Source organism: Gracilibacillus dipsosauri, assembly GCF_003176895.1.
Taxonomy (GTDB): domain Bacteria; phylum Bacillota; class Bacilli; order Bacillales; family Amphibacillaceae; genus Gracilibacillus; species Gracilibacillus dipsosauri.
Genome location: NZ_QGTD01000013.1, coordinates 1 through 21,319, shown reverse-complemented (window position 1 = coordinate 21,319; position 21,319 = coordinate 1). Strand labels below are relative to the sequence as shown.

Here is a 21,319-nt window from a genome sequence, read left to right as displayed (position 1 = left end):
ACGATATGCTATAAAACGAAAAGGGACTTTCTCCCGATAAGAAGAAAGTCCCCACATTTATACATACTTCTTATCTTCGGTAATTACCTTCTGGATTTAGCACCATGCATAAAATGCTGGTTGCTGAGGCATCATCGGGCCAGTCCCTAAACCTCTCTTGATAAGCTTAAAATATTTAGTTGTTAAAAAGTTTTGGAAATACTATACAATATATCATACAATCACCAGTAAAAAAATACAAGAAAAAATTTAAAAAAATTAAACCTAGTAAAACCATTGGTTATAAAGGATTTTTAGTGGATTGCAGTAGCAATCCAAGGAATTGACCTATTGACATTAATTGTATTTACCATTATATTCAATACAAATCATTTAATAACTTAAAACATTATATGCTTTCTTATCCAGAGAGATGGAGGGACTGGCCCGATGAAATCTCAGCAACAGGCATTTGAGGCACTGTGCTAATTCCAGCAAGACAACCTTGGCAGATAAGAAGAAGTATTTAACTTCTACTTTTAGACCAAGTAGAAGTTTTTTGTTTTTTTGAAAGAAAATAGGATCTCGCTAATAAATCTGGACGCGAGGGTAAGAAAATTAGCGGCAACCCTATACGACATTTTGATGAAGCATTATGTTGATATGGAGAGAAAAGCATTCACGCCCGGAGATTCACTTGAAATAAAAATGCAGGTTTCATTTCTAAGAAGATAAAAATAGAGGAAGTAGGATGAAAAATGTTAGTCATTTTAGCTTTTTTTGCCGCATGTTTATTTGCTTTTAATATCGGCGCTAGTGGCTCTGCCGCTAGTATGGGAGTCGTATATGGAAGTAAGGTAATAAAACATAAAAAAGTGGCATTATTTCTAGCTGGTTCAGGAGCCATAGTTGGTGCTCTTTGGGGAGGAAAGCATGTTACTCATACACTAGGAAAGGGAATTATTCCAGAGGAAATCATGGATGTTCGCATCGCTACAATTATACTGGCAGTTTCTGCGTGTACTTTATTTGTTACGAATTATATTGGTATTCCACTTTCTACTAGTGAGGTAACCGTTGGTGCTATTGTCGGAATTGGTTTGTCTTTTCAGCAAATATATGCCGTTTCTATATTAGAAATCGTCGGTTTATGGCTTCTTATCCCAATTTTAGCTTTTTTTGTGACATATACGCTTGAAAAAGTAAGAATGAAATACCGAGACAAGATAAAGGTCTCATTTTCTAGTAAAATATTAGCAGGACTGTTAATTATAACAGGTATTTTTGAGGCAATAGCCGCTGGTATGAATAATGTGGCGAATGCGTTAGGACCATTGGTGGGAGCAAATTTAGTAACAATGGAGATTGGTTTACCTGTCTTAGCGTTAGTGGTAGCGCTTGGTAGCATCTTATTTGGGGGAAAAGTGTTAGATACCAATGCTAAAAAGATCACAAATCTATCACTGGCAAACGGTATTGTTGTTTCAAGCACAACAGGGATATTAGTTATTGCTGCCTCCTTTTTAGGAGTTCCTATCCCAATGACCCAGGTAACGACGACGGCAATTGTTGGAATCAGTGCTACGAAAAGCTGGCAAAATGTTTGGAAGGAAAAAATCATCCATCGTATTGCAAAGGTTTGGATTTCTTCACCAATCATTTCATTAGTGATTTCCTATAGTTTAACCGAAATCATTATTCGTCATTCTTACTATACTGTAATCTTATTATTCTTAACGATACTTATTACAATCGTGTTAATGAAATATCAAGTAAAGTCAGAAACAAAGCAACAAGAACATCAATTAAGAAGGGAATGGGAAGAGATTGGGTAAAGTATATTTAGTAGGGGCAGGACCAGGCGACAAGGAACTAATTACGTTAAAAGGAATTAGAGCGATTGAAGAAGCAGACGTTATTTTATATGATCGTTTAATTAATCAAGAATTATTAAACTATGCAAGAAGTGAGGCAGAATTAATTTTTTGTGGGAAGGAACCGAAATTGCATGGTGTTATTCAGGACGAGATAAATCGTTTACTCGTTCAATATGGAACAGAGGGAAAAGTCATCACGAGATTAAAAGGTGGCGATCCGTTTATTTTTGGTAGAGGCGGGGAAGAAGCACTTGTTTTAGAAAAAGCTAATATTCCTTTTGAAGTAGTACCTGGTATCACATCAGGTATAAGTGCACCTGCATATGCTGGAATTCCATTAACCCATCGTGGGCTCAGTGGTTCCGTAAGCTTTATTAATGGGTCCAATCCTGAATCAAGATCATTAAAGGAATGGCAGCATATAGCTAATGGAACAGAAACTCTTTGCTTTTACATGGGTGTGAGGAATTTTCCTAAAACTGCTGAATACCTTATCCAAGCAGGTTTAGAAAAGACAACACCTGTAGCAATCATTCACTGGGGAACGACTAATAAACAAAAAACGATTGTAGGTACACTCGAAACAATCACGGATCGATTAGATGAGATCACGAATCCGTCAATGATTGTTATAGGTCAAGTTGTCTTATTGCATGATCAACTACAATGGTTTAATAAGCAAGCATTAGAAAATGCTGGAGCTTCATCATTATAAGTAATAAAACCTTGATTCATTACGATGAATCAAGGTTTAGTATATTTAATCGACATCTTTCTCTCGTGCTTTTTGCATTTGTTCTTGTTCTTGCTCCCAACCCCATTCAGGATTAATTTGATTAATCAATTGATCTATCTCTTCTTGTGACAAGTCTTTCTTTCCATTGGAGTTGTTAATATAGGATTTTAGCTCCCATTCACCACCTTTTTTATTATCTAATTCCTTCCATTTTACCGTAAATATATAATCATTGCTATGAATATCGGCATGTATAAGTAGTATATCTTTATGAAGTATTAGCTTCGACAATCTCATGTTATACCTCCTTTTCTTAAAGAAAATTCACAACATTGCTAGTATTCGAAGGAGACGAAGAAAATAAGCTTCCAATTATAAGGACTAAAAATAAACGATATTTTAGTCTTTGAATATTTCATATTCATTATACCATAAATGTAAGGGTTTTCTTTAAGTGTTACCTAAATCCTTTCGTTCAAACCTGGTACATTTTGAAAGCTTTTTGAATATAAAGAAAGTAGGTAAGGGGTGAAAGAATTGGCGGTAGTGAAAGCAACGGAAGAAGATGTGAGATTACTAGCTAGACTCATGCGAGCTGAAGCAGAAGGTGATGGCAAATTAGGTATGCTTATGGTAGGTAATACGGGAGTAAATCGGGTAAGAGCAAGATGTCTTGATTTTACGGATATTAATACCATTAGAAGGATGGTATTTCAAAGTCCAGGAGGCTTTGAGGCCACACAAAAAGGCTACTTTTATCAACGAGCTAGAGAGCAAGATATAGAGCTTGCAAGAAGGGTTATTAATGGGAAAAGATATCATCCTGCAAGCTATGCATTATGGTTCTTCATGCCAGGAGGTAGCTGTCCTGCACAGTGGTTTGGACAATGGAATTCAGGTAGGTTTAAAAGTCATTGTTTTTATACACCACTTAGTTCTGAGTGTCCGGAAGTTTATGGCACATTTTAAAAGCAGAAGAATTAAGATTCCTCTGCTTCTTCTAATTGGACATTTGGGAAGAAGAGAATAATTAGGAAGGCTAAGATTCCTATGATAAAAAGACCGTTAAACACATGATCTAACCCGAAGCTAAGCCCATTTTGAATCTTCTCTAACATCTCTGTATCCATTGATTTTCTTCTATTTTCATCAAGTAAAAGGTCTATATTACTAACATCTAAGGACTTGCTTTCTGTTCCTATAAATGCTCGCATTTGTAGATTTAAAATCCCTCCTAATAATGCAGCTCCAACCGCACTTCCTACAATTCGCATAAACATGTTAAGAGAAGTGGCAACTCCACGTACATTCCAATTTACATGATTTTGGATGGATACAATAAAGGTTGTACTTGAAAGGCCCATTCCTACTCCTACGATAAATGAACTGATCCCAGCATAAATGGGGCCTTTTTCAGCAGTTAAGCAGAAAAACATAAATGTTCCAATTAAAAGTGCGCAACCACCAAGTAAAGCTGTTTTACGAAAACCAATTTTTAAAACTAAGTGACCTGCGATGGTCGAAGATATCGGCCACCCAATGGATAGAGTACTTAATGTAAAGCCAGCGATAATGGCGGATTCCCCCATAACACCCTGTACATAGGTGGGTAAGAAGCTAGATAATCCGAGAATTATCATACCTGAAAAAAATGTAGCCAGATTAGCGATGAGAATAAGCTTATTTCTCCATAGAAATAATGGCATGATAGGAGACGGTGCTTTCCCCTCTTGAAAAATAAAAACAATCATAAAAATAATAAATAAGGAAAATAAAGAAATGGTTTCCCAATCAAGCCATGCCCATACCGTTCCTGCTTGAACGAAAACGATAATTAAAGAAGAGATGCCAATCAGGAATAATCCTGCTCCATTGTAATCAATTGCCTTCTTCTCTTTATTCACTTGTTCATGGAAATATCGAATGACACCTAGAAGGCCAATAATACCAAGTGGAATATTCATCCAGAAAATCCAAGACCATTCTACGAATTGGACAATAATCCCACCTAATAATGGACCAATAACAGAAGAGATCCCCCAAACACTTGCAAGGTACCCTTGAACCTTTGCTCTTTCTTTAACAGTATACATATCTCCAACAATTGTTGTTACAATTGGCTGAATAGCCCCTGCTCCAACACCTTGGAGTAAACGAAATATGACAAGCATTGTCATCGTTGTTGCAAATCCACATAACAATGATCCGATTAAGAAAATACTTACACCGATGATAAAAATCGGTTTTCTTCCAAATAAATCAGCTAATTTTCCGAAGATCATCGTCGTAATAGCTTGCATCAACAAAAATCCAGAGAAAACCCAGCTATATAATCGAAAGCCACCCAAATCAGCGACTATATTAGGCATTGCAGTTGCTACTATGGTCCCTTCAATGGCTGCCATGAACATCGAGAGGACTAGTGCTATTAGAACTAATGTCCGATTGGTTTTTTTCTGCATCGATTCTTCCATCCCTTCTTGTCTAAATGCTATTGTAGCAAATAAATCAAGACTTGAGCAGTAGAAAGATGATATCTTTTTTAAAGATATGGTAAAATAAAGTAAACGATTGCAAAAAGGAGGAAGGTCGAATTGAAACAACATGTGGATAGATTATTAAAGCATTTTATAGAAAATGGACCAAGTGGTGTCGCACTTTCGGTTAGACGAAATCAACACACCCTATATGAGAATTATTTAGGTTATTCGGACATTGAGAAAAAAGTTCAAATCTCTGCGGATACGATTTATCGCATTTATTCTATGTCAAAGCTAGTTACATGTGTTGCCGCATTACAGTTATATGAACAAGGAAGGTATCTATTAAATGATCCCGTTTCAAATTATCTACCAGATTTTGCGGAGATGAAGGTCTATAAATCTGGACAAGAAGAGAATATCCAAGTGGAAGCCGCACAAAATCCAATTCTTGTTAAGGATTTATTTAAGATGACTTCAGGCATTTGCTACGGGGGCAGTGGTTCCGAAGTAGAAAAGCTAACAAGCAAAGTAATGGCTACTGCTCACAAGCTAGAGAAAAAAGAAGGTTCTTCCAACTTACGAGAATTTGTGAAGCAATTGGCAAAACTTCCTCTAGAATTTGAACCAGGCTCACACTGGAAATATGGTTTAAGCCATGATGTATTAGGCGCATTAATAGAAGTGATATCTGGTAAATCTTTCGGAGAATATCTTTATACAAACATCTTCGAACCATTAGGAATGAAAGATACCTTTTTTCAAATTCCAAAGGAAAAAAAGCATCGCTTAGCTACTTTATATGATAGATTAGAAGATGGGACGCTTGTGCCGAATAACGCATTAGACCGTGACTCAGAACCAATTGCAGTCTTTGAAAGTGGTGGTGCTGGATTACATTCCACCTTAAATGATTACCAACGGTTTGCCCATTGTTTAGCAACTGGTGGTACAGCGAATGGAATACATATACTCAGTCAAAATACAATTCAGTTACTTGCGCAAAATCATTTGCTCGATTCACAGCTACCGGACCTTGGTTGGAATTATGAAAATGGCTATGGATATGGTTTAGGAGTTCGGGTGATGATGGATCAAGTTATTGGTGGAAGTAATAGTAGTTTAGGAGAGTTTGGCTGGTCCGGTTTAGCAGGGACCTATGTCTTTATCGATCCGAAGAAAAAATTATCCGCTGTTTACATGCAACAAATGCTTCCTAACCTTGAGTTTTATCATCAACCTAGAATTCGAAATGTGATCTATGGAGCTATTCATTAGGAGGGATAGAAATGGCACTAATCCAATGTAATTTTTTCTCAGAGGTTTTATCTGTAAGTACCTCCATCACCGTTATATTGCCACAGGAAACATCTAATCAGATTGGAATGAACAATAAACGAAACCATGAAAAAATCCCAACACTTTATTTGCTTCATGGCTTTAGTGATGATCATACAATTTGGACAAGACGTACTTCCATTGAGCGATATGCTGCCGAATATGGATTGGCAGTTGTAATGCCACAAGTGGACCATAGTTTTTATGCCGATATGGTTTATGGTAAAAAATATTGGACATTTATTTCGGAAGAGCTTCCGAGAGTGGTGCGTTCCTTTTTTCCTCTATCGGATAGAAGAGAAGATAACTTTGTAGCCGGATTATCAATGGGAGGCTATGGTGCCTTTAAATGGGCCTTGAGAAAGCCAGGAATGTTCTCTGCTGCTGCAAGTCTCTCTGGTGTCCTTGATATTGTTGAACATACAAATCGTGTACAGGGTGAGAATAATCCTATACGTCATGCATTAGATTGTGTATTCGGAGAAAAGGACATCAAAAATACGGAAGAGGATTTATTTTATCTGCTGGAAAAAAGGCTTAAGGAAGATCAAGCATTACCAGCTTTGTTTCAAGCCTGCGGAACAGAAGATTTCCTGTTTGATGAAAATAAACGATTTTTCGATTTCACCAATGCTAAAGGGGTAGGAATTACGCACACTTTTACAACAGGCAATCACGAATGGGACTATTGGGATAGTAAAATACAAGAAGTTCTAGCATGGCTTCCAATTCAAAAATAGAGAGGGGAACCCCCTCTCTTTCTACATTTGATTGACAATATCTGCTACTAGTTCATAAGAATATAGGCGTTCATTATGATCATAAATTTGACTATTAATAATTACTTCATCTGCATTTGTTTCATCGACGAATGCTTGTAATTTATTTTTAACTGTTTGTTTATCTCCAACGATGGTTGTTTTACTATTCACTGATTTCTCCACAGAAGCCTTTTCATAAACATTCCATGCTTGATCAATATCATCAATAGGTGGCATCAATTCAGAAGGTGCGCCACGAACTAGACTTAAGAATTGCTGTTGCTGAGAGGTAGCTAACCATTTAGCTTTCTCAACAGTATCTGCTGCAATAATATTGACTCCAACCATCGCACGTGGCTTTTCAAGCTGCTCTGAAGGCTTAAATCGATCACGATAAATCTTTAAAGCAGGAATAGTGTAGTCTGGTGAGAAATGACTCGCAAATGCAAAAGGAAGTCCTTTCTCTGCTGCAAGTCGAGCACTGAAATCGCTCGATCCAAGTAGCCATAGTGGAATATTTGCGCCTTTGCCTGGAACTGCTGTTACATTTGCAGTGCCTTTAAAATAAGCTTCTAGCTCTTCTACTTGTTGAGGGAAATCCTCTGCACTACTATTCAATGTTCTTCTAAGAGCGTAGGCAGTTGCTTGATCACTACCAGGTGCTCTTCCAAGACCTAGATCAATTCGATTAGGATAGAGAGCATCGAGTGTTCCGAACTGTTCTGCGATGACTAAAGGGGCATGGTTTGGTAGCATAATTCCACCTGCACCGACTTTGATTTTGTTCGTATGACTTGCTACATGGCTAATAACTAGTGATGTAGCAGAGCTTGCGATTCCTGGCATATTATGGTGCTCTGCAAGCCAATAGCGGTGATATCCCCATTTTTCCGCATGCTGAGCTAAATCAGCACTATTTTGAAAGGACAAGCTTGGGGTATGACCATAAAGCACTGGTGCCAAATCTAATACAGAAAATTGAACATTGGTAAAGGATTGAGACATAAGATCACTCCTATTTATCATATTGGACTACCTTTTCCTAGGGAAGGTCTCTACTTTTGTTACTCAATGTAAAAAATGATACGCTTATCTTCAAGGTTCGTCTAATATTATGCTTAACGGGAGATGAAATCATGCAATTAAAGAGAGTATATGAAGAGGCAGAGAAAAAAGATAATTTTCGTGTATTAGTCGATCGAATCTGGCCAAGAGGGGTTTCTAAGCAAGAAGCGAAACTAGATTTATGGTTGAAGGAAATCGGGCCATCGAAAGAACTACGCAAATGGTTTGGGCATGATCCAGACAAGTTTGATGAATTTCGCCAAAAATACTTAAAAGAATTAGAGGAAGATACAGAAAAAAAAGAGGCTTTTGATCACTTAATACAATGCTATGAAGAACAGAACGGAGAAATCACACTCGTTTTTGCTACAAAAGAATTAAAATATAATCATGTTGTTATTATCAAGGAAAAGCTTATAAATGAACGGAAATAGTTAAAACGAAGGGGGAACTTTAACCCTTCGTTTTTTTTAATACCACAGAAGGGGTGTAAGTGAAATGTTTTAATCCATAGTTAACGGGTAGATTTGTTATAAGGTTAATTTGACTAAGGAGTGGATCGAATGAAAGCCGGAGATGCTGTAGTTGATATATTAAAAGATTGGAATATTGATCATGTTTATGGTTATCCAGGGGACTCTGTTAATAACCTAGTAGAGGCATTAAGGAAAGCAAAGGAACAAATAAAATTTATTCAAGTTCGTCATGAAGAAACTGCTTCTTTAGCAGCAGCTGCAGAAGCAAAAATAACGGGTAGAGTGGGGGTCTGTTTATCTATTGGAGGGCCTGGTGCTATTCATCTATTAAATGGCATGTATGACGCAAAAGAAGACGCAGCCCCGTTGGTTGTGATTACTGGACAGGTCTCACACCAGCTTTTAGGAACAAATAACTTTCAAGAAGTAAACTTGGAAAGAATGTTTGACGATGTAGCTATATTTAACCGACGAGTTACATCTGGTGAACAAATACAACCATTATTAAAACAAGCTTTTAAAGAAGCATATGAACAAAAGGGTGTAGCCGTATTAAATGTCCCAGATAATATCTTTAAAGAGACGGTGAATAAAGTGGAGCTTCGCTCATCAAAAGTAGCCGAATATCATCTTTTTCCTAATAAAGAAAGTGTGAAACAAGCTGTTTCATTAATACAGCGTTCAAAAAAGCCTGTAATTTTAGCTGGAAAAGGAGCGATGGATGCACGAGAGGAATTAATAGAGTTCGCAAAGAAAATTGCAGCCCCGGTTGTTGTTTCACTAAGAGGAAAAGGAGTGATACCAGATCAACATCCATTGAATCTAGGAAATTTGGGACAGATAGGGACAAAACCTGCATATGAAGCAATGGAAGAGACTGACTTACTGCTACTTATAGGGACTTCCTTTCCATACCGAGAATTTCTACCGAAAAAGGTACCTGCTATTCAGTTAGATATTAACCCTGAAAAAATAGGAAAATGGTATCCTGCAGAAATAGGTTTAATAGGTTCAGCAAAAGAGATACTAAGTAGATTTAATCAACAGCTGTTTCATCGTAAAGATCGAAAATTCTTAGAAGCATGTCAGGAGAATATGGTCAATTGGTGGAAGCACATGGATCATCTTGTCGAGGTGGAGGAAGGTAAAAAACTAGAGGGACCACAGGTTATTCACAAGCTCCAAGAATATACAGAAAATGATGCGATACTATCTGTCGATGTTGGAAATGTCACCACATGGATGGCGAGATTTTTTCGAATGCAGAATCAACAATTTGTCATTTCGAGTTGGTTAGCAACAATGGGCTGTGGCTTACCTGGAGCGATCGCAGCAAAATTAACCCACCCAGATAAACAGGTTATTGCAATTTGTGGTGATGGTGGTTTTTCTATGGGTATGCAGGATTTTCTGACATCGGTAAAATACAACCTACCTATTACTGTTATTGTCTTGAATAATGAAAAAATTGCGATGATTGAGTATGAACAAGAGGAAATCGGCAATATCCCATATCAAACTGATTTACAAAATTTCCAATACGCTAAATTTGCAGATATATGTGGCGGGAAAGGTTTCATGGCTCAAACAATAGAAGAACTATCAGATGCTTTACATGCCTCTAAAAATAGTGAACGTCCTACATTGATTGAGGTAATGATTGAAGATCGTGCACCATTACCAGGGAAAATTGAATGGAATCAAGCCATTCAATATTCTAAACATTTATGGAAAAGGTTGATAGAGCGTGAAGGGGATTTTGAGATGCCATCCTTAAAAACAGTGCTAAAACGGCTATTGTAAGGAGCAAAAAAGATGAAACAAATTATCTATCTATTTAGCTTGATGGGTGTTTTCTTGAGTGGATGTCACATTCGCGTACTAAATCCGAAGAGTGATACTGCGGAAGCACAAAGCTTTTTAATTTATTTTAGTTTTGGAATCATGATCCTTGTGCTTCTTACCGTATTTTTCCTTTTGTCCCGATTAGTGCGTAAATATCGTAACAGGACAGGAAATCATCAGGCTTTAAAACATGAGAAAGGCAATAAGAAACTTGAAATCGTATGGACAATCATTCCTGTTTTGTTACTGACAATATTGGCCATTCCAACCGTTATCGTAACCTATAATCAATCACCTAATCAAGCGGATCAGTCAGGTGATAGAAGGGAAGAGGTTCATATTAATGTAACAGCAGAGCAATATCAATGGACCTTCATCTATGAAAATGGAAAAACGACATCTGGTGAATTATATCTCCCAAGTGATAAAACGATTGTTTTACATTTGCGATCAAAGGATGTCATTCATTCCTTTTGGGTCCCGTCTATCGGGGGAAAGGTGGATGTTTTACCACATAAAGAGAACACCATGAAATTAGAAAATATAGAATCCGGAGTATATCAAGGGAAATGTGCTGAATTTTGTGGCACTAATCATACAGATATGAGATTTACGACAAGAGTTATTTCTTCTAAGCAATTTTTAGATTGGCTAGATGAATAAGGATAGCATTGGCGAGATGTAGAGTCTTGTCAAAATAGCAAATATCATTTAGCAGGAAAGAAGGGTAAGAATGGATATGGATCTTACATCACAAGCCTTATATCAAGCATCTGATATTATTGTTGCATGGATTTTTTCAATCGTGTTGGCTCTTTTTATTGGCTATTATATATGGAAAAAAAGAAAATGGGGAATTTTATGGGATTATGTAACGACCACTAATCATAGAAAAATTGGAACAATGTATATTTTAAGTGGCTTGCTTTTCTTTTTTCGTGGTGGAGTAGACGCCCTTTTGATTCGGACACAATTAATAGCACCAAATACTGAATTTTGGGTATTTCAAGGAGATAAATACAATGGTTTGTTCACAACGCACGGAACGATCATGATTTTTTTTGTTGCTATGCCAATATTAATAGGATTGATGAATGTTGTTGTTCCGCTTCAGATCGGTGCAAAGGATCTAGCCTTCCCCATTCTTAATTCATTAAGCTTTTGGCTGTTCTTTAGTGGTGCAATTTTATTCAATCTTTCCTTTTTCTTTGGTACACCACCGAATGCTGGTTGGACTGCCTATGCGCCGTTAAGTATATCCCAATTCACTCCAGATGTTGGTAACAGCTTTTACATATTTAGTATCCAGCTATCTGGCATAGGGACATTGCTAACAGCCATTAATATGATTGTCACCATCCTTCGCTTACGAGCGCCAGGTATGAAAATGTTTCGCATGCCATTATTTACATGGAGTACCTTCGTGACATCTGTGTTAATATTGATTGCTTTTAGCACTTTATCGGTTGCTCTTTATTTGTTGATGTTTGATCGAATGTTTGGAACGAGCTTTTTTACTGGTTCAGAAGGTGATCCTGTTTATTGGCAGCATCTATTCTGGATATTTGGGCATCCAGAAGTATACATTTTGGCATTACCTGCATTTGGTATCTTCTCGGATGTTATCTCAACTTTTTCGAAAAAGATTATTTTTGGATATTCATCCATGGTGTTATCCATTATTTTAATAGGCTTTTTAGGTTTTATGGTATGGGTGCATCACATGTTCACAGTTGGTTTAGGACCAATGGTGAATACATTTTTCGCGATTACGACCATGCTAATTGCTGTCCCCACAGGAATTAAAGTATTTAATTGGCTATTTACTATGAGGGGTGGCCAGATTCAGTTAACAGTACCCATGTTGTTTGCCATCGGATTTATCCCCTCTTTTACAATGGGAGGGGTAACAGGTGTTATGCTAGCAATACCTTCAGCTGATTTTCAATTTCATGACAGCTATTTTGTTGTGGGACATTTTCACTATACGATTCTTGGTGCTACCGTATTAGGTATATTCGCTGGAATCTATTATTGGTATCCTAAAATTACTGGGAAAATGCTAGATGAACGATTAGGTAAATGGCATTTTTGGCTTTTTATCATTGGATTTCACTTAACCTTTTTACCAATGCATTTCGCTGGACTAAATGGTATGCCCCGCCGTGTTTTTACTTATACAAAGGAAGATGGTGTGTTTTTCTTTAATAGTTTAAGCACAATAGGTGCTTTTGTGATGGGAATTGGAATGCTATTCTTTGCATGGAATGTGTATAAAACCTATCGATCAAAACAACAGGTGGAAAATGATTGCTGGGATGGACGGACATTAGAATGGGCAGTCTCTTCTCCCCCTAAAGAGGATGATTTTAACACTGCACCAATTGTGGATAGCTTAGAGCCCCTATGGCAACTAAAGAAGAATCAACAAAAATGGACAAATAAACTACCACAACGGCCTAATCCTATTTCCACCAAAAGTGTCATTCCTGCTGTTATTGCAGCAACTTTGTTTCTTTTTTCTCTTGCAATGATCTATCAGTGGCATACACTTGCCAGCTTAACAGCTGTAGTGACAATAATCATCATTATTTTTTTATCATGGTGTGACAAAAGAGTAGAGAATGTACAAAAGGGAAATCTATTAAAAAAAGATTTAAATATTCTATTTGATGACAAGAAAATGGGTTTCTTCCTATATCTAGCAATAGATGGTATTATGTTCGCTGTCTTGTTTGCGACTTATTTCCTTTATACACCAGCATCTATTGGACCGAGGCCAGAGCAGGTATTCGAATCGAAAACCGTTATTCTATCATCTATTTTCCTATTAACATCGAGTGGAACCATCGCTTTGTCAGAGAGAGGTCTTAAAAAACAAAATAATAAGATCTTTCATACAGGATTTATTATGACGACTATTTTAGCGCTAGCTTTTTTAAGTTCTACTTTTCATGAGTTTTACAACTATTGGATGAAAGGATTTGTGATAGACCTTAATGTCTTTCTTTCTTCCTTTTTCGTGCTTGTCGGTTTACATGCAGCACATGTTCTTTTTGGATTAGGTTGGCTACTTCAGCTTTATATACAACTGAAGATGCATAAAATTCCTTTAGTCTTGTATCAGGAAAAACAAACAATTTTAAGTTATTATTGGCATTTTGTTGACATTGTGTGGGTGTTCATCGTGCTAATCGTATATTTGCCATATTTAGGTTGATAGGAGTGAGAGTAAAATGAATACTTGGTTTATGATTTTTTTCATTACGATCATTGTGATTTTAATGATTCCAGCTTTCTTTTTATTATGGCTTTATCTTCACGATATTAAACAATCAGAGCATTCGGTTCTACAAAATTATCCGCTCCTTGGAAAAATACGCTATATTTTAGAGAAGGTTGGACCAGAATTAAGACAATATTTATTTCACCATGATTTAGAAGGAAAACCATTTAATCGCAAGCAATTTGAATATGTTAATAAGGCAGGAAAATATCAAACAAGCTTAATGGGCTATGGAGCGGAAAGAGATTTTGATAAGGATGGATTATATCTTGTTAATGACATGTTTCCAGCTAAAACAGAGGAATTGAAAATAAATCAAAAACCTAAAATAGAGACATTTATTTATGAAATAGAGGATGAAAGCTTATTCAATCGTAAGGAGCACCACAAGAAAGTAAAAATTAATCCAGCATATCTCCAAGAGGAAGATTATGTTTTATTAGGCGAAAATACCGTTAAAAAGCCATTTCGATTGAAGGGGTTGATTGGCCAATCTGCTATGAGCTATGGTTCACTTGGCGAAAATGCCATTACCTCTTTATCATTAGGCCTTGGAATGGCAGGTGGAACATGGATGAATACAGGAGAAGGAAGTATATCACCATACCATTTAAAAGGGAATGTCGATATTATAATGCAAATTAGTCCTGGATTATTTGGAGTCAGAGATAAGGATGGTCACTTTTCATGGGAAGAATTTAAAAAACATGCCGATACCGACCAGATTAAGGCATTTGAATTAAAGCTCGGTCAAGGGGCAAAAACTCGCGGTGGACATGTGGATGGGGCTAAAATCACCGAAGAAATTGCACAAATTCGAAAGGTAAAGGTTGGAGAAGATATTAATAGTCCTAATAGATTCCCTGGCATCTCAAATGCGGAGGAATTGTTATCCTTTTTACAGCAATTACGTGAATTTGGTGGTAAGCCGGTTGGGATAAAAATTGTGGTTGGTAGCGAAGAACAAGTAAACAATTTAGTAGGCGCTATGAAACGAACTGAAATCATTCCTGATTTTATAACAGTGGACGGTGGAGAGGGTGGCACAGGTGCTTCCTACTATGCCTTGGCGTATTCCGTTGGATTACCGTCTTTTTCGGCAGTGCCCTTAGTAGATGATTGTCTACGAAAGTACGATTTAAGAGATAGGACAAAGATTATTGCTTCTGGAAAGCTTTTGACCCCTGATAAGATTGCGATGGCCCTATGTATTGGTGCAGATCTTGTTAATATTGCACGTGGGTTTATGATGAGTGTTGGGTGTATCATGGCACAAGTTTGTCATAAGAATACTTGTCCCGTTGGGGTTGCAACTACTGATAAAAAATTACAAAAAGCATTAGTGATTGAGGAAAAGAAATTTCGTGTATGTAATTATCTTGTCACTTTAAGACAAGGATTGTTTGACTTAGCAGCTGTTTCTGGATTGGATAGTCCAACGAAATTCAAGCGGGACCATATTAAATTTCATTCTGAATTTAAAAACTTTACCAATTGGAGTGAAGTGCAAAGCCGAAGATAAGTGAAAGAATTTTTTTATTAATCAAAAAAAACACTAGTTAGAATAACTAGTGTTTTTTTGATTGCAAGCTATATTAGTTTTTTTCAACGTTAGCTGCTTGTGGTCCACGGTTACCTTCTTCGATATCGAAAGTTACGCTTTGACCTTCTTCAAGTGTTTTAAAGCCTTCGCCTTGGATAGCAGAGAAGTGTACGAATACATCGTCTTGTCCTTCTACTTCGATAAATCCAAAACCTTTGTCTGCGTTAAACCATTTAACTGTACCTTGTACCATAATTCTTTTCCTCCTAGTGTGAACCGTTCACACAAATGTATTACTATTCTTGCTCTTGCCTCAAAACGAAAACTTTACGTTACGATACTTGAAGGTGTCATCGAACAAAATAGCTAAAATCATTATAGCAAGTGAAACAATAAATTGCAAGCGTATCCCAAAAATAATTGATTTTTGTTTGAGTCAGTAAGGAGTCTTATATGTCGAAAATTAGAATTTTGAATGGGATTAGGTAGATTTTCCATATTAATAGTACTATACTTTGTTAATGTAAAAAGCTTGTTAGGAATGGAAGTGTATGTTCAATTGTCTGTTATTTTTGATAAAATCAAGCATTTATTTCCTGGATACTTTGCATTGGTAATGGCCACTGGGGCTTTATCCATTGCTACATATTTACTCGATTATGATAAATGGAGTAACTATTTGTTTTACCTCAATACTCTTTTTATTATTACTCTAGCGATTGTTGTTACGATTCGGTTTTTATTTTTCTTTTCATATGTGAAGGAAGATTTAACAAGTCACTTAAGAGGGCCTGGTTTTTTTACGATTGTTGCAGGTATTAATGTTTATGCAACAGAGCTTCTTTTTTTCGTAAACAAAACTAACCTGGCATTAATCTTATGGTTGATCTCCATTATTTTATGGACTGCCATTATGTATACATTTTTTACAGCCATTACGATTCAAGAGGATAAGCCGAGCTTAGCGGAGGGGATTAACGGAGCATGGTTAATTGCAGCTGTGGCAACACAGTCGATCTCTGTTGTCGGGACACTACTTGTGTCCTCGATTCGGGATGAGCAGTGGGCAGAGTTTATATTCTTTGTTTCATTATCTATGTATTTGTTAGGTTGTATGTTGTATTTAAGTATTATAACCTTAATCTTTTATCGATTTACTTTTCTGCATCTTAAATATTCTTCCTATACTCCACCTTATTGGATTAATATGGGTGCGGTCGCGATAACTACTTTAGCTGGTTCCCTAATTATTCTGAATTCACAGCAATCACTTTTGATCCAACAATTCATTCCATTTGTGAAAGGATTCACTCTTTTTTTCTGGGTAACAGGAACATGGTGGATTCCGTTATTAGTCATTCTAATGTATTGGCGCTATATCATACATAAATTTCCGCTTAACTATGACCAGCAAATGTGGGGGATGGTTTTCCCTGTTGCAATGTATACAATAGCCACCTTTAAATTATCAAAGGCGCTAGAAATTCCTTTTTTAGCTAATATCTCTACATTTTTTATTTATCCAGCCTTCTTAATTTGGCTATTAGGTATTATTTTAATGGTTATCCATTTAGTTCGTGACATCCTTCTGAAGGATAAATGAAAACTTGATTTATTGCCTTATACCAATTATGATAAAGGGATGTAATGAATCGGAAAATTGAAATGAGGTATTTATAATGAACAAAGTTTCCATCTATTCATTAACCTTTGATGAATTGACTAGTTGGTTACTCGAACATGGACAAAAGAAATTTAGAGCGAAGCAAGTTTGGGATTGGTTATACAAAAAAAGAGTGGATACTTTTTCAGCCATGTACAATTTAAATAAAGATTGTCTTTCACTATTAGAGGAACACTTTATCCTTGGAACATTGACGGAAGAAATTAAACAGGAATCAAAGGATGGTACGATCAAATTTTTGTTTAAAATGCAGGATGGGAATCTTATAGAAACAGTTCTGATGAAGTTTAATTATGGTTATTCCGTTTGTGTTACCACACAAGTAGGTTGTAATATTGGTTGCTCCTTTTGTGCGAGCGGTTTGCTGACGAAGGATCGCGATTTAAATGCAGGTGAAATAGTTGAACAAATTATGAAGGTTCAGAAACATTTAGATCAGCGTGGGAAAGACGAGAGAGTGAGTCATATTGTTGTGATGGGAATAGGGGAACCTTTTGATAATTATGATAATACAATGAGCTTTTTAAGGATCGTAAATGACAAAAGTGGCCTCTCAATAGGTGCAAGACACATAACCGTGTCTACAAGTGGTTTAGCAAAAAGGATATATGATTTTGCTGATGAGAATATTCAAGTCAACTTGGCATTATCTCTACATGCGCCAAACAATGAGCTAAGAACTAAAATAATGAAAATAAATAAAGCATTTCCTTTAGAAAAATTGATGCCTGCAATTGATTATTATCTAGAAAAGACCAATCGAAGAATTACATTTGAATATATCTTGCTAAGGGATGTAAATGATCATGTAGGAGAGGCGAAGCAATTAGTCCAGCTATTAAAGGATAAAAGACATTTATCTTACGTCAATCTTATTCCTTATAATCCAGTAGATGAGCATAATCAATATAATAGAAGTGAGAAAAAGGCAATTCTTGATTTTTATCAAGTATTACTTGAAAATGGGATAAATTGTGGTGTGCGTGTCGAGCATGGTACAGATATTGATGCTGCTTGTGGACAATTAAGAAGTAAACAGATTAAAAAAGATAAGCAAAAGGTATCCCAATGAAAGCCCAAAGGCACGGGACTTCTTGACAAAAGAAAGACATTTCATTAAACTATCAGAAAGTAATCAACAATTAAAGTAAAAAAACGATGAAGAGGAATAGTAATAAAGCAATTAGTTCAAGAGAGATGGCGTTTGGTGAAAGTCATTACTAATCTTTACGAACTCACCTCAGATGTTACAAAAGTGAAGCAGTAGCTTTTGTCGTAATCCGCGTTAAGGAAATAAAGTGAGTGTAAAATACTAACACTAATGTTGGGTGGTACCGCGGGAATCTCTCTCGTCCCATAGCTGGGATAGGAGAGTTTTTTTGTGTTTAAGAACAAATGTTCGTTTGTTGTTAATAAGGAGGGAATAAAATGTCATTTGAGCATTTAAAAATAGAAAAAAAATGGCGTGATTATTGGATTAATAATAAGACTTTTGCGACTGATACCCATTCCGATAAAGAAAAGTTCTATGCATTAGACATGTTTCCATACCCATCTGGAGCGGGACTTCACGTGGGGCATCCAGAAGGGTATACCGCAACAGATATTTTGTCAAGAATGAAAAGAATGCAAGGCTACGAGGTGTTACATCCAATTGGTTGGGATGCTTTCGGTCTTCCTGCAGAACAATATGCATTGGATACAGGTAACGACCCTGCAGTTTTTACAGAGCAAAACATCAATAATTTCCGTCGTCAAATTCAAGAACTAGGCTTTTCCTATGATTGGGACCGAGAGGTAAAGACAACCGATCCAAATTACTATAAATGGACTCAATGGATTTTTCTAAAGCTTTATGAGAAAGGGTTAGCCTATATTGATGAAGTACCTGTCAATTGGTGTCCAGCTCTAGGTACTGTGTTAGCTAATGAAGAGGTTATTGATGGGAAAAGTGAACGCGGTGGACATCCAGTGGAACGGAAGCCAATGAAACAATGGATGTTAAAAATTACTGCATATGCCGACAGACTTATAGAAGATTTAGAAGAGTTAGATTGGCCTGAGAGTATTAAAGATATGCAAAGAAACTGGATCGGACGTTCTGAGGGGGCTGAAGTAATCTTTGAGGTGGAAGGCTTTGAAGAGACCTTCACTGTTTTTACAACACGGCCTGATACTTTATTTGGTGCGACCTATGCCGTGCTATCTCCAGAACATCCACTTGTAAGTAAGATCGTTTCACAAACAGAAAAAGAAGCAGTTGCACAATATATTAATCAAGTGAAAGCTAAAAGTGACTTAGAACGAACAGATCTTGCTAAAGATAAAACAGGTGTATTTACGGGAGCATATGCCGTTAACCCTATTAATGGGGAAAAGCTTCCAATTTGGATTGCAGATTATGTATTAATGTCATATGGTACAGGAGCTATTATGGCTGTGCCTGCACATGATGAAAGAGACTATGAATTTGCGAAAAAGTTTGGCTTGAAGATTGTACCTGTATTAGAAGGTGGGGATATTGAAAAAGAAGCCTTTACAGGAGATGGCCCTCATATTAATTCAGATTTCTTAAATGGCTTAAACAAGCAAGATGGAATAGAACAAGCGATTAAATGGTTGGTAGATCATAATAAAGGGGAAAGAAAGGTAACCTACCGATTACGCGACTGGTTATTTAGTCGTCAACGGTACTGGGGTGAACCTATTCCGATTATACATTGGGAAGATGGCACGATGTCGGCAGTCCCTGAAGAAGAATTACCATTGGTTTTACCAAAAACAGAGGAAATAAAACCGTCGGGAACGGGAGAATCACCATTGGCTAATATGGATGACTGGGTAAATGTCGTGGACGAAAAGACTGGCAAAAAGGGTCGTCGTGAAACAAATACTATGCCTCAATGGGCTGGAAGCTGTTGGTACTTCTTAAGATATATTGATCCACAGAATTCTAAACAATTAGCGGATCGACGATTGCTAAATGAATGGCTGCCAGTAGATGTTTATATTGGCGGTGCAGAACACGCGGTACTTCACTTATTATATGCACGCTTTTGGCATAAATTTTTGTATGATATAGGTGTAGTCCCAACAAAAGAACCATTCCAAAAATTATATAATCAAGGAATGATCCTAGGCGAGAATAATGAAAAAATGAGTAAGTCAAAAGGGAATGTAGTGAATCCTGATGAAATCGTTAAAAGCCATGGAGCAGACACACTTCGGTTATATGAAATGTTTATGGGTCCTTTAGATGCTTCCGTAGCATGGTCAACTAACGGGCTGGATGGAGCAAGAAGATTTTTAGATAGAGTGTGGCGTCTTTTTGTAACAGATGATGAAAAGCTTTCGGGTAAAATCTCTGATGATAAAGAATCTCAAGAATTGGAAAAAGTTTATCATGAAACAGTAAAAGTAGTGACACAAAATTTTGAGGACTTACGTTTTAATACAGGCATTTCACAAATGATGGTATTTGTTAATGAAGCATATAAGACAACTAGTATTCCTCTAGCTTATGCTGAAGGATTTGTAAAACTTTTATCTCCTGTTGCCCCACATCTGGCCGAAGAATTGTGGCAATTTCTAGGGCATGATGGAACTATAACGTACGAAGAGTGGCCGACCTATGATGAATCTAAGCTTGTGCAAAATGAAGTCGAGATGGTCATTCAAATTATGGGGAAAGTAAGAGCGAAAATGATGGTGAAAAAAGATGCACAAAAAGAGGAAATGGAAGAAAAGGCATTGTCTCAAGAGGCAATAAAGGAAAAATTAGAAGGGTTAACCGTTCGAAAAGTAATCGTGGTACCTGGGAAATTAGTTAATATTGTAGCAAACTAGTATAGATAAAAAAGCCACAATGACATCTCTAATGATGTTTGTTGTGGCTTTTTTCGTTTTTGAATGCAAAGAGATTCTTTTGTTATGACTACAAGGAAAGTGACACATTTTAACTACTAAAGAACATGAATGTTTAGATCACTGAATTACCATTATTTTCTCGCGGAATTTTGTTGACTTTTTTTATCAAAGTATGTATTATAGAAAAAGTCGACATTACAGATAAACTTTTTATCGGGTGGTTGACAATTTTCTAGTGTATTTGTTATAATTTATATGTCGCTTTAGACATTGATCATTGAAAACTGAACAAAACAACCAGTACAAAAAAGTAAGAACATGCTAGCTTTAAGCGAGCTTGATCAACACAAGCACTTCGGTGCATCTATTTTATGGAGAGTTT

17 protein-coding genes, 2 riboswitches and 1 other annotated feature are annotated in these 21,319 nt (G+C 36.6%); of the genes, 13 read left to right on the top strand and 4 right to left on the bottom strand.

From position 1 onward, the window contains the following. Positions 1 to 67: 67 nt before the first annotated feature. Positions 68 to 167: riboswitch (SAM riboswitch) on the bottom strand. A 230-nt stretch (positions 168 to 397) separates the two neighbouring features. Further along, positions 398 to 498: riboswitch (SAM riboswitch) on the top strand. A 239-nt stretch (positions 499 to 737) separates the two neighbouring features. Next, positions 738 to 1,814 carry an inorganic phosphate transporter gene (locus DLJ74_RS13770; RefSeq protein ID WP_109984902.1) on the top strand — a complete coding sequence of 359 codons (1,077 nt, stop codon included), beginning with the start codon at positions 738 to 740 and terminating at the stop codon, positions 1,812 to 1,814. Further along, positions 1,807 to 2,571, top strand: coding sequence for a uroporphyrinogen-III C-methyltransferase (gene cobA / locus DLJ74_RS13765; RefSeq protein WP_109984901.1), 765 nt, complete (start codon positions 1,807 to 1,809; stop codon positions 2,569 to 2,571). Before DLJ74_RS13770 ends, cobA begins: the two co-directional genes overlap by 8 nt. Before the next feature lie 45 nt (positions 2,572 to 2,616). Here cobA and DLJ74_RS13760 read toward each other — a convergent pair whose 3' ends face one another. Then, positions 2,617 to 2,889: a hypothetical protein gene (locus tag DLJ74_RS13760; RefSeq protein WP_054787460.1), complete on the bottom strand. Its 273-nt coding sequence runs from the start codon at positions 2,887 to 2,889 to the stop codon at positions 2,617 to 2,619. Positions 2,890 to 3,129: 240 nt separating this feature from the next. Here DLJ74_RS13760 and DLJ74_RS13755 point away from each other — a divergent pair, with 240 nt between their 5' ends. Continuing rightward, a complete protein-coding gene (locus tag DLJ74_RS13755; RefSeq protein ID WP_054787461.1) occupies positions 3,130 to 3,561 on the top strand; it encodes a cell wall hydrolase in 432 nt (143 codons plus the stop codon). Positions 3,562 to 3,572: 11 nt separating this feature from the next. Here the strand turns inward: DLJ74_RS13755 and DLJ74_RS13750 are convergent, their stop codons facing one another. Then, a complete protein-coding gene (locus DLJ74_RS13750) occupies positions 3,573 to 5,054 on the bottom strand; it encodes an MDR family MFS transporter (RefSeq protein ID WP_245902344.1) in 1,482 nt (493 codons plus the stop codon). A gap of 132 nt (positions 5,055 to 5,186) precedes the next feature. Here DLJ74_RS13750 and DLJ74_RS13745 point away from each other — a divergent pair, with 132 nt between their 5' ends. Together DLJ74_RS13745 and DLJ74_RS13740 are read left to right on the top strand one after the other, a co-directional pair. Then, positions 5,187 to 6,350 carry a serine hydrolase domain-containing protein gene (locus DLJ74_RS13745; protein ID WP_109984899.1) on the top strand — a complete coding sequence of 388 codons (1,164 nt, stop codon included), beginning with the start codon at positions 5,187 to 5,189 and terminating at the stop codon, positions 6,348 to 6,350. 11 nt (positions 6,351 to 6,361) lie between these two features. After that, entirely contained in the window at positions 6,362 to 7,150 is a 789-nt protein-coding gene (locus tag DLJ74_RS13740) for an alpha/beta hydrolase (RefSeq protein WP_109984898.1), read from the top strand. A gap of 21 nt (positions 7,151 to 7,171) precedes the next feature. Here DLJ74_RS13740 and DLJ74_RS13735 read toward each other — a convergent pair whose 3' ends face one another. Continuing rightward, a complete protein-coding gene (locus tag DLJ74_RS13735) occupies positions 7,172 to 8,176 on the bottom strand; it encodes an LLM class flavin-dependent oxidoreductase (protein ID WP_109984897.1) in 1,005 nt (334 codons plus the stop codon). 131 nt (positions 8,177 to 8,307) lie between these two features. Between DLJ74_RS13735 and DLJ74_RS13730 the strand changes: the two genes are divergently transcribed. The 5 genes from DLJ74_RS13730 (at position 8,308) to DLJ74_RS13710 (ending at position 15,365) form a co-directional block, all read left to right on the top strand. Beyond that, positions 8,308 to 8,670 carry a DUF488 domain-containing protein gene (locus DLJ74_RS13730; protein ID WP_109984896.1) on the top strand — a complete coding sequence of 121 codons (363 nt, stop codon included), beginning with the start codon at positions 8,308 to 8,310 and terminating at the stop codon, positions 8,668 to 8,670. Between the two features lie 120 nt (positions 8,671 to 8,790). Next, positions 8,791 to 10,515, top strand: coding sequence for a pyruvate oxidase (locus DLJ74_RS13725; RefSeq protein WP_109984895.1), 1,725 nt, complete (start codon positions 8,791 to 8,793; stop codon positions 10,513 to 10,515). A 12-nt stretch (positions 10,516 to 10,527) separates the two neighbouring features. Next, positions 10,528 to 11,220, top strand: coding sequence for a cytochrome c oxidase subunit II (gene coxB, locus DLJ74_RS13720; RefSeq protein WP_109984894.1), 693 nt, complete (start codon positions 10,528 to 10,530; stop codon positions 11,218 to 11,220). A gap of 70 nt (positions 11,221 to 11,290) precedes the next feature. Continuing rightward, on the top strand, positions 11,291 to 13,777 hold the full coding sequence (gene ctaD / locus DLJ74_RS13715; RefSeq protein ID WP_109984893.1) for a cytochrome c oxidase subunit I: 2,487 nt from the start codon (positions 11,291 to 11,293) through the stop codon (positions 13,775 to 13,777). 16 nt (positions 13,778 to 13,793) lie between these two features. Beyond that, the gene (locus DLJ74_RS13710) at positions 13,794 to 15,365 is read left to right on the top strand and encodes an FMN-binding glutamate synthase family protein (protein WP_109984892.1); all 1,572 of its coding nucleotides are present in this window, start codon (positions 13,794 to 13,796) and stop codon (positions 15,363 to 15,365) included. Positions 15,366 to 15,438: 73 nt separating this feature from the next. On the opposite strand, the gene DLJ74_RS13705 is transcribed toward DLJ74_RS13710, so the two are convergent. Then, positions 15,439 to 15,639, bottom strand: a complete 201-nt coding sequence (locus tag DLJ74_RS13705) for a cold-shock protein (RefSeq protein WP_035726336.1) — start codon at positions 15,637 to 15,639, stop codon at positions 15,439 to 15,441. Between the two features lie 222 nt (positions 15,640 to 15,861). Between DLJ74_RS13705 and DLJ74_RS13700 the strand changes: the two genes are divergently transcribed. From DLJ74_RS13700 to leuS, 3 genes are all read left to right on the top strand, one after another. Further along, the gene (locus DLJ74_RS13700) at positions 15,862 to 16,989 is read left to right on the top strand and encodes a tellurite resistance/C4-dicarboxylate transporter family protein (protein WP_245902343.1); all 1,128 of its coding nucleotides are present in this window, start codon (positions 15,862 to 15,864) and stop codon (positions 16,987 to 16,989) included. 76 nt (positions 16,990 to 17,065) lie between these two features. Continuing rightward, positions 17,066 to 18,142 (top strand): dual-specificity RNA methyltransferase RlmN, encoded by a 1,077-nt coding sequence (gene rlmN / locus DLJ74_RS13695; RefSeq protein ID WP_054861293.1) that lies wholly within the window; start codon positions 17,066 to 17,068, stop codon positions 18,140 to 18,142. 77 nt (positions 18,143 to 18,219) lie between these two features. After that, positions 18,220 to 18,430: a binding site (T-box leader), on the top strand. A 68-nt stretch (positions 18,431 to 18,498) separates the two neighbouring features. Then, positions 18,499 to 20,916 carry a leucine--tRNA ligase gene (gene leuS / locus DLJ74_RS13690; protein ID WP_109984891.1) on the top strand — a complete coding sequence of 806 codons (2,418 nt, stop codon included), beginning with the start codon at positions 18,499 to 18,501 and terminating at the stop codon, positions 20,914 to 20,916. Positions 20,917 to 21,319: the final 403 nt, after the last annotated feature.

Coding starts and splice junctions, on each gene's coding strand:
- DLJ74_RS13770 (WP_109984902.1), top strand. CDS start 738: ATGTTAGTCATTTTAGCTTTTTTTGCCGCATGTTTATTTGCTTTTAAT.
- DLJ74_RS13760 (WP_054787460.1), bottom strand. CDS start 2,889: ATGAGATTGTCGAAGCTAATACTTCATAAAGATATACTACTTATACAT.
- DLJ74_RS13750 (WP_245902344.1), bottom strand. CDS start 5,054: ATGCAGAAAAAAACCAATCGGACATTAGTTCTAATAGCACTAGTCCTC.
- DLJ74_RS13740 (WP_109984898.1), top strand. CDS start 6,362: ATGGCACTAATCCAATGTAATTTTTTCTCAGAGGTTTTATCTGTAAGT.
- DLJ74_RS13735 (WP_109984897.1), bottom strand. CDS start 8,176: ATGTCTCAATCCTTTACCAATGTTCAATTTTCTGTATTAGATTTGGCA.
- DLJ74_RS13730 (WP_109984896.1), top strand. CDS start 8,308: ATGCAATTAAAGAGAGTATATGAAGAGGCAGAGAAAAAAGATAATTTT.
- coxB (WP_109984894.1), top strand. CDS start 10,528: ATGAAACAAATTATCTATCTATTTAGCTTGATGGGTGTTTTCTTGAGT.
- ctaD (WP_109984893.1), top strand. CDS start 11,291: ATGGATATGGATCTTACATCACAAGCCTTATATCAAGCATCTGATATT.
- DLJ74_RS13710 (WP_109984892.1), top strand. CDS start 13,794: ATGAATACTTGGTTTATGATTTTTTTCATTACGATCATTGTGATTTTA.
- DLJ74_RS13705 (WP_035726336.1), bottom strand. CDS start 15,639: ATGGTACAAGGTACAGTTAAATGGTTTAACGCAGACAAAGGTTTTGGA.
- DLJ74_RS13700 (WP_245902343.1), top strand. CDS start 15,862: ATGGGATTAGGTAGATTTTCCATATTAATAGTACTATACTTTGTTAAT.
- rlmN (WP_054861293.1), top strand. CDS start 17,066: ATGAACAAAGTTTCCATCTATTCATTAACCTTTGATGAATTGACTAGT.
- leuS (WP_109984891.1), top strand. CDS start 18,499: ATGTCATTTGAGCATTTAAAAATAGAAAAAAAATGGCGTGATTATTGG.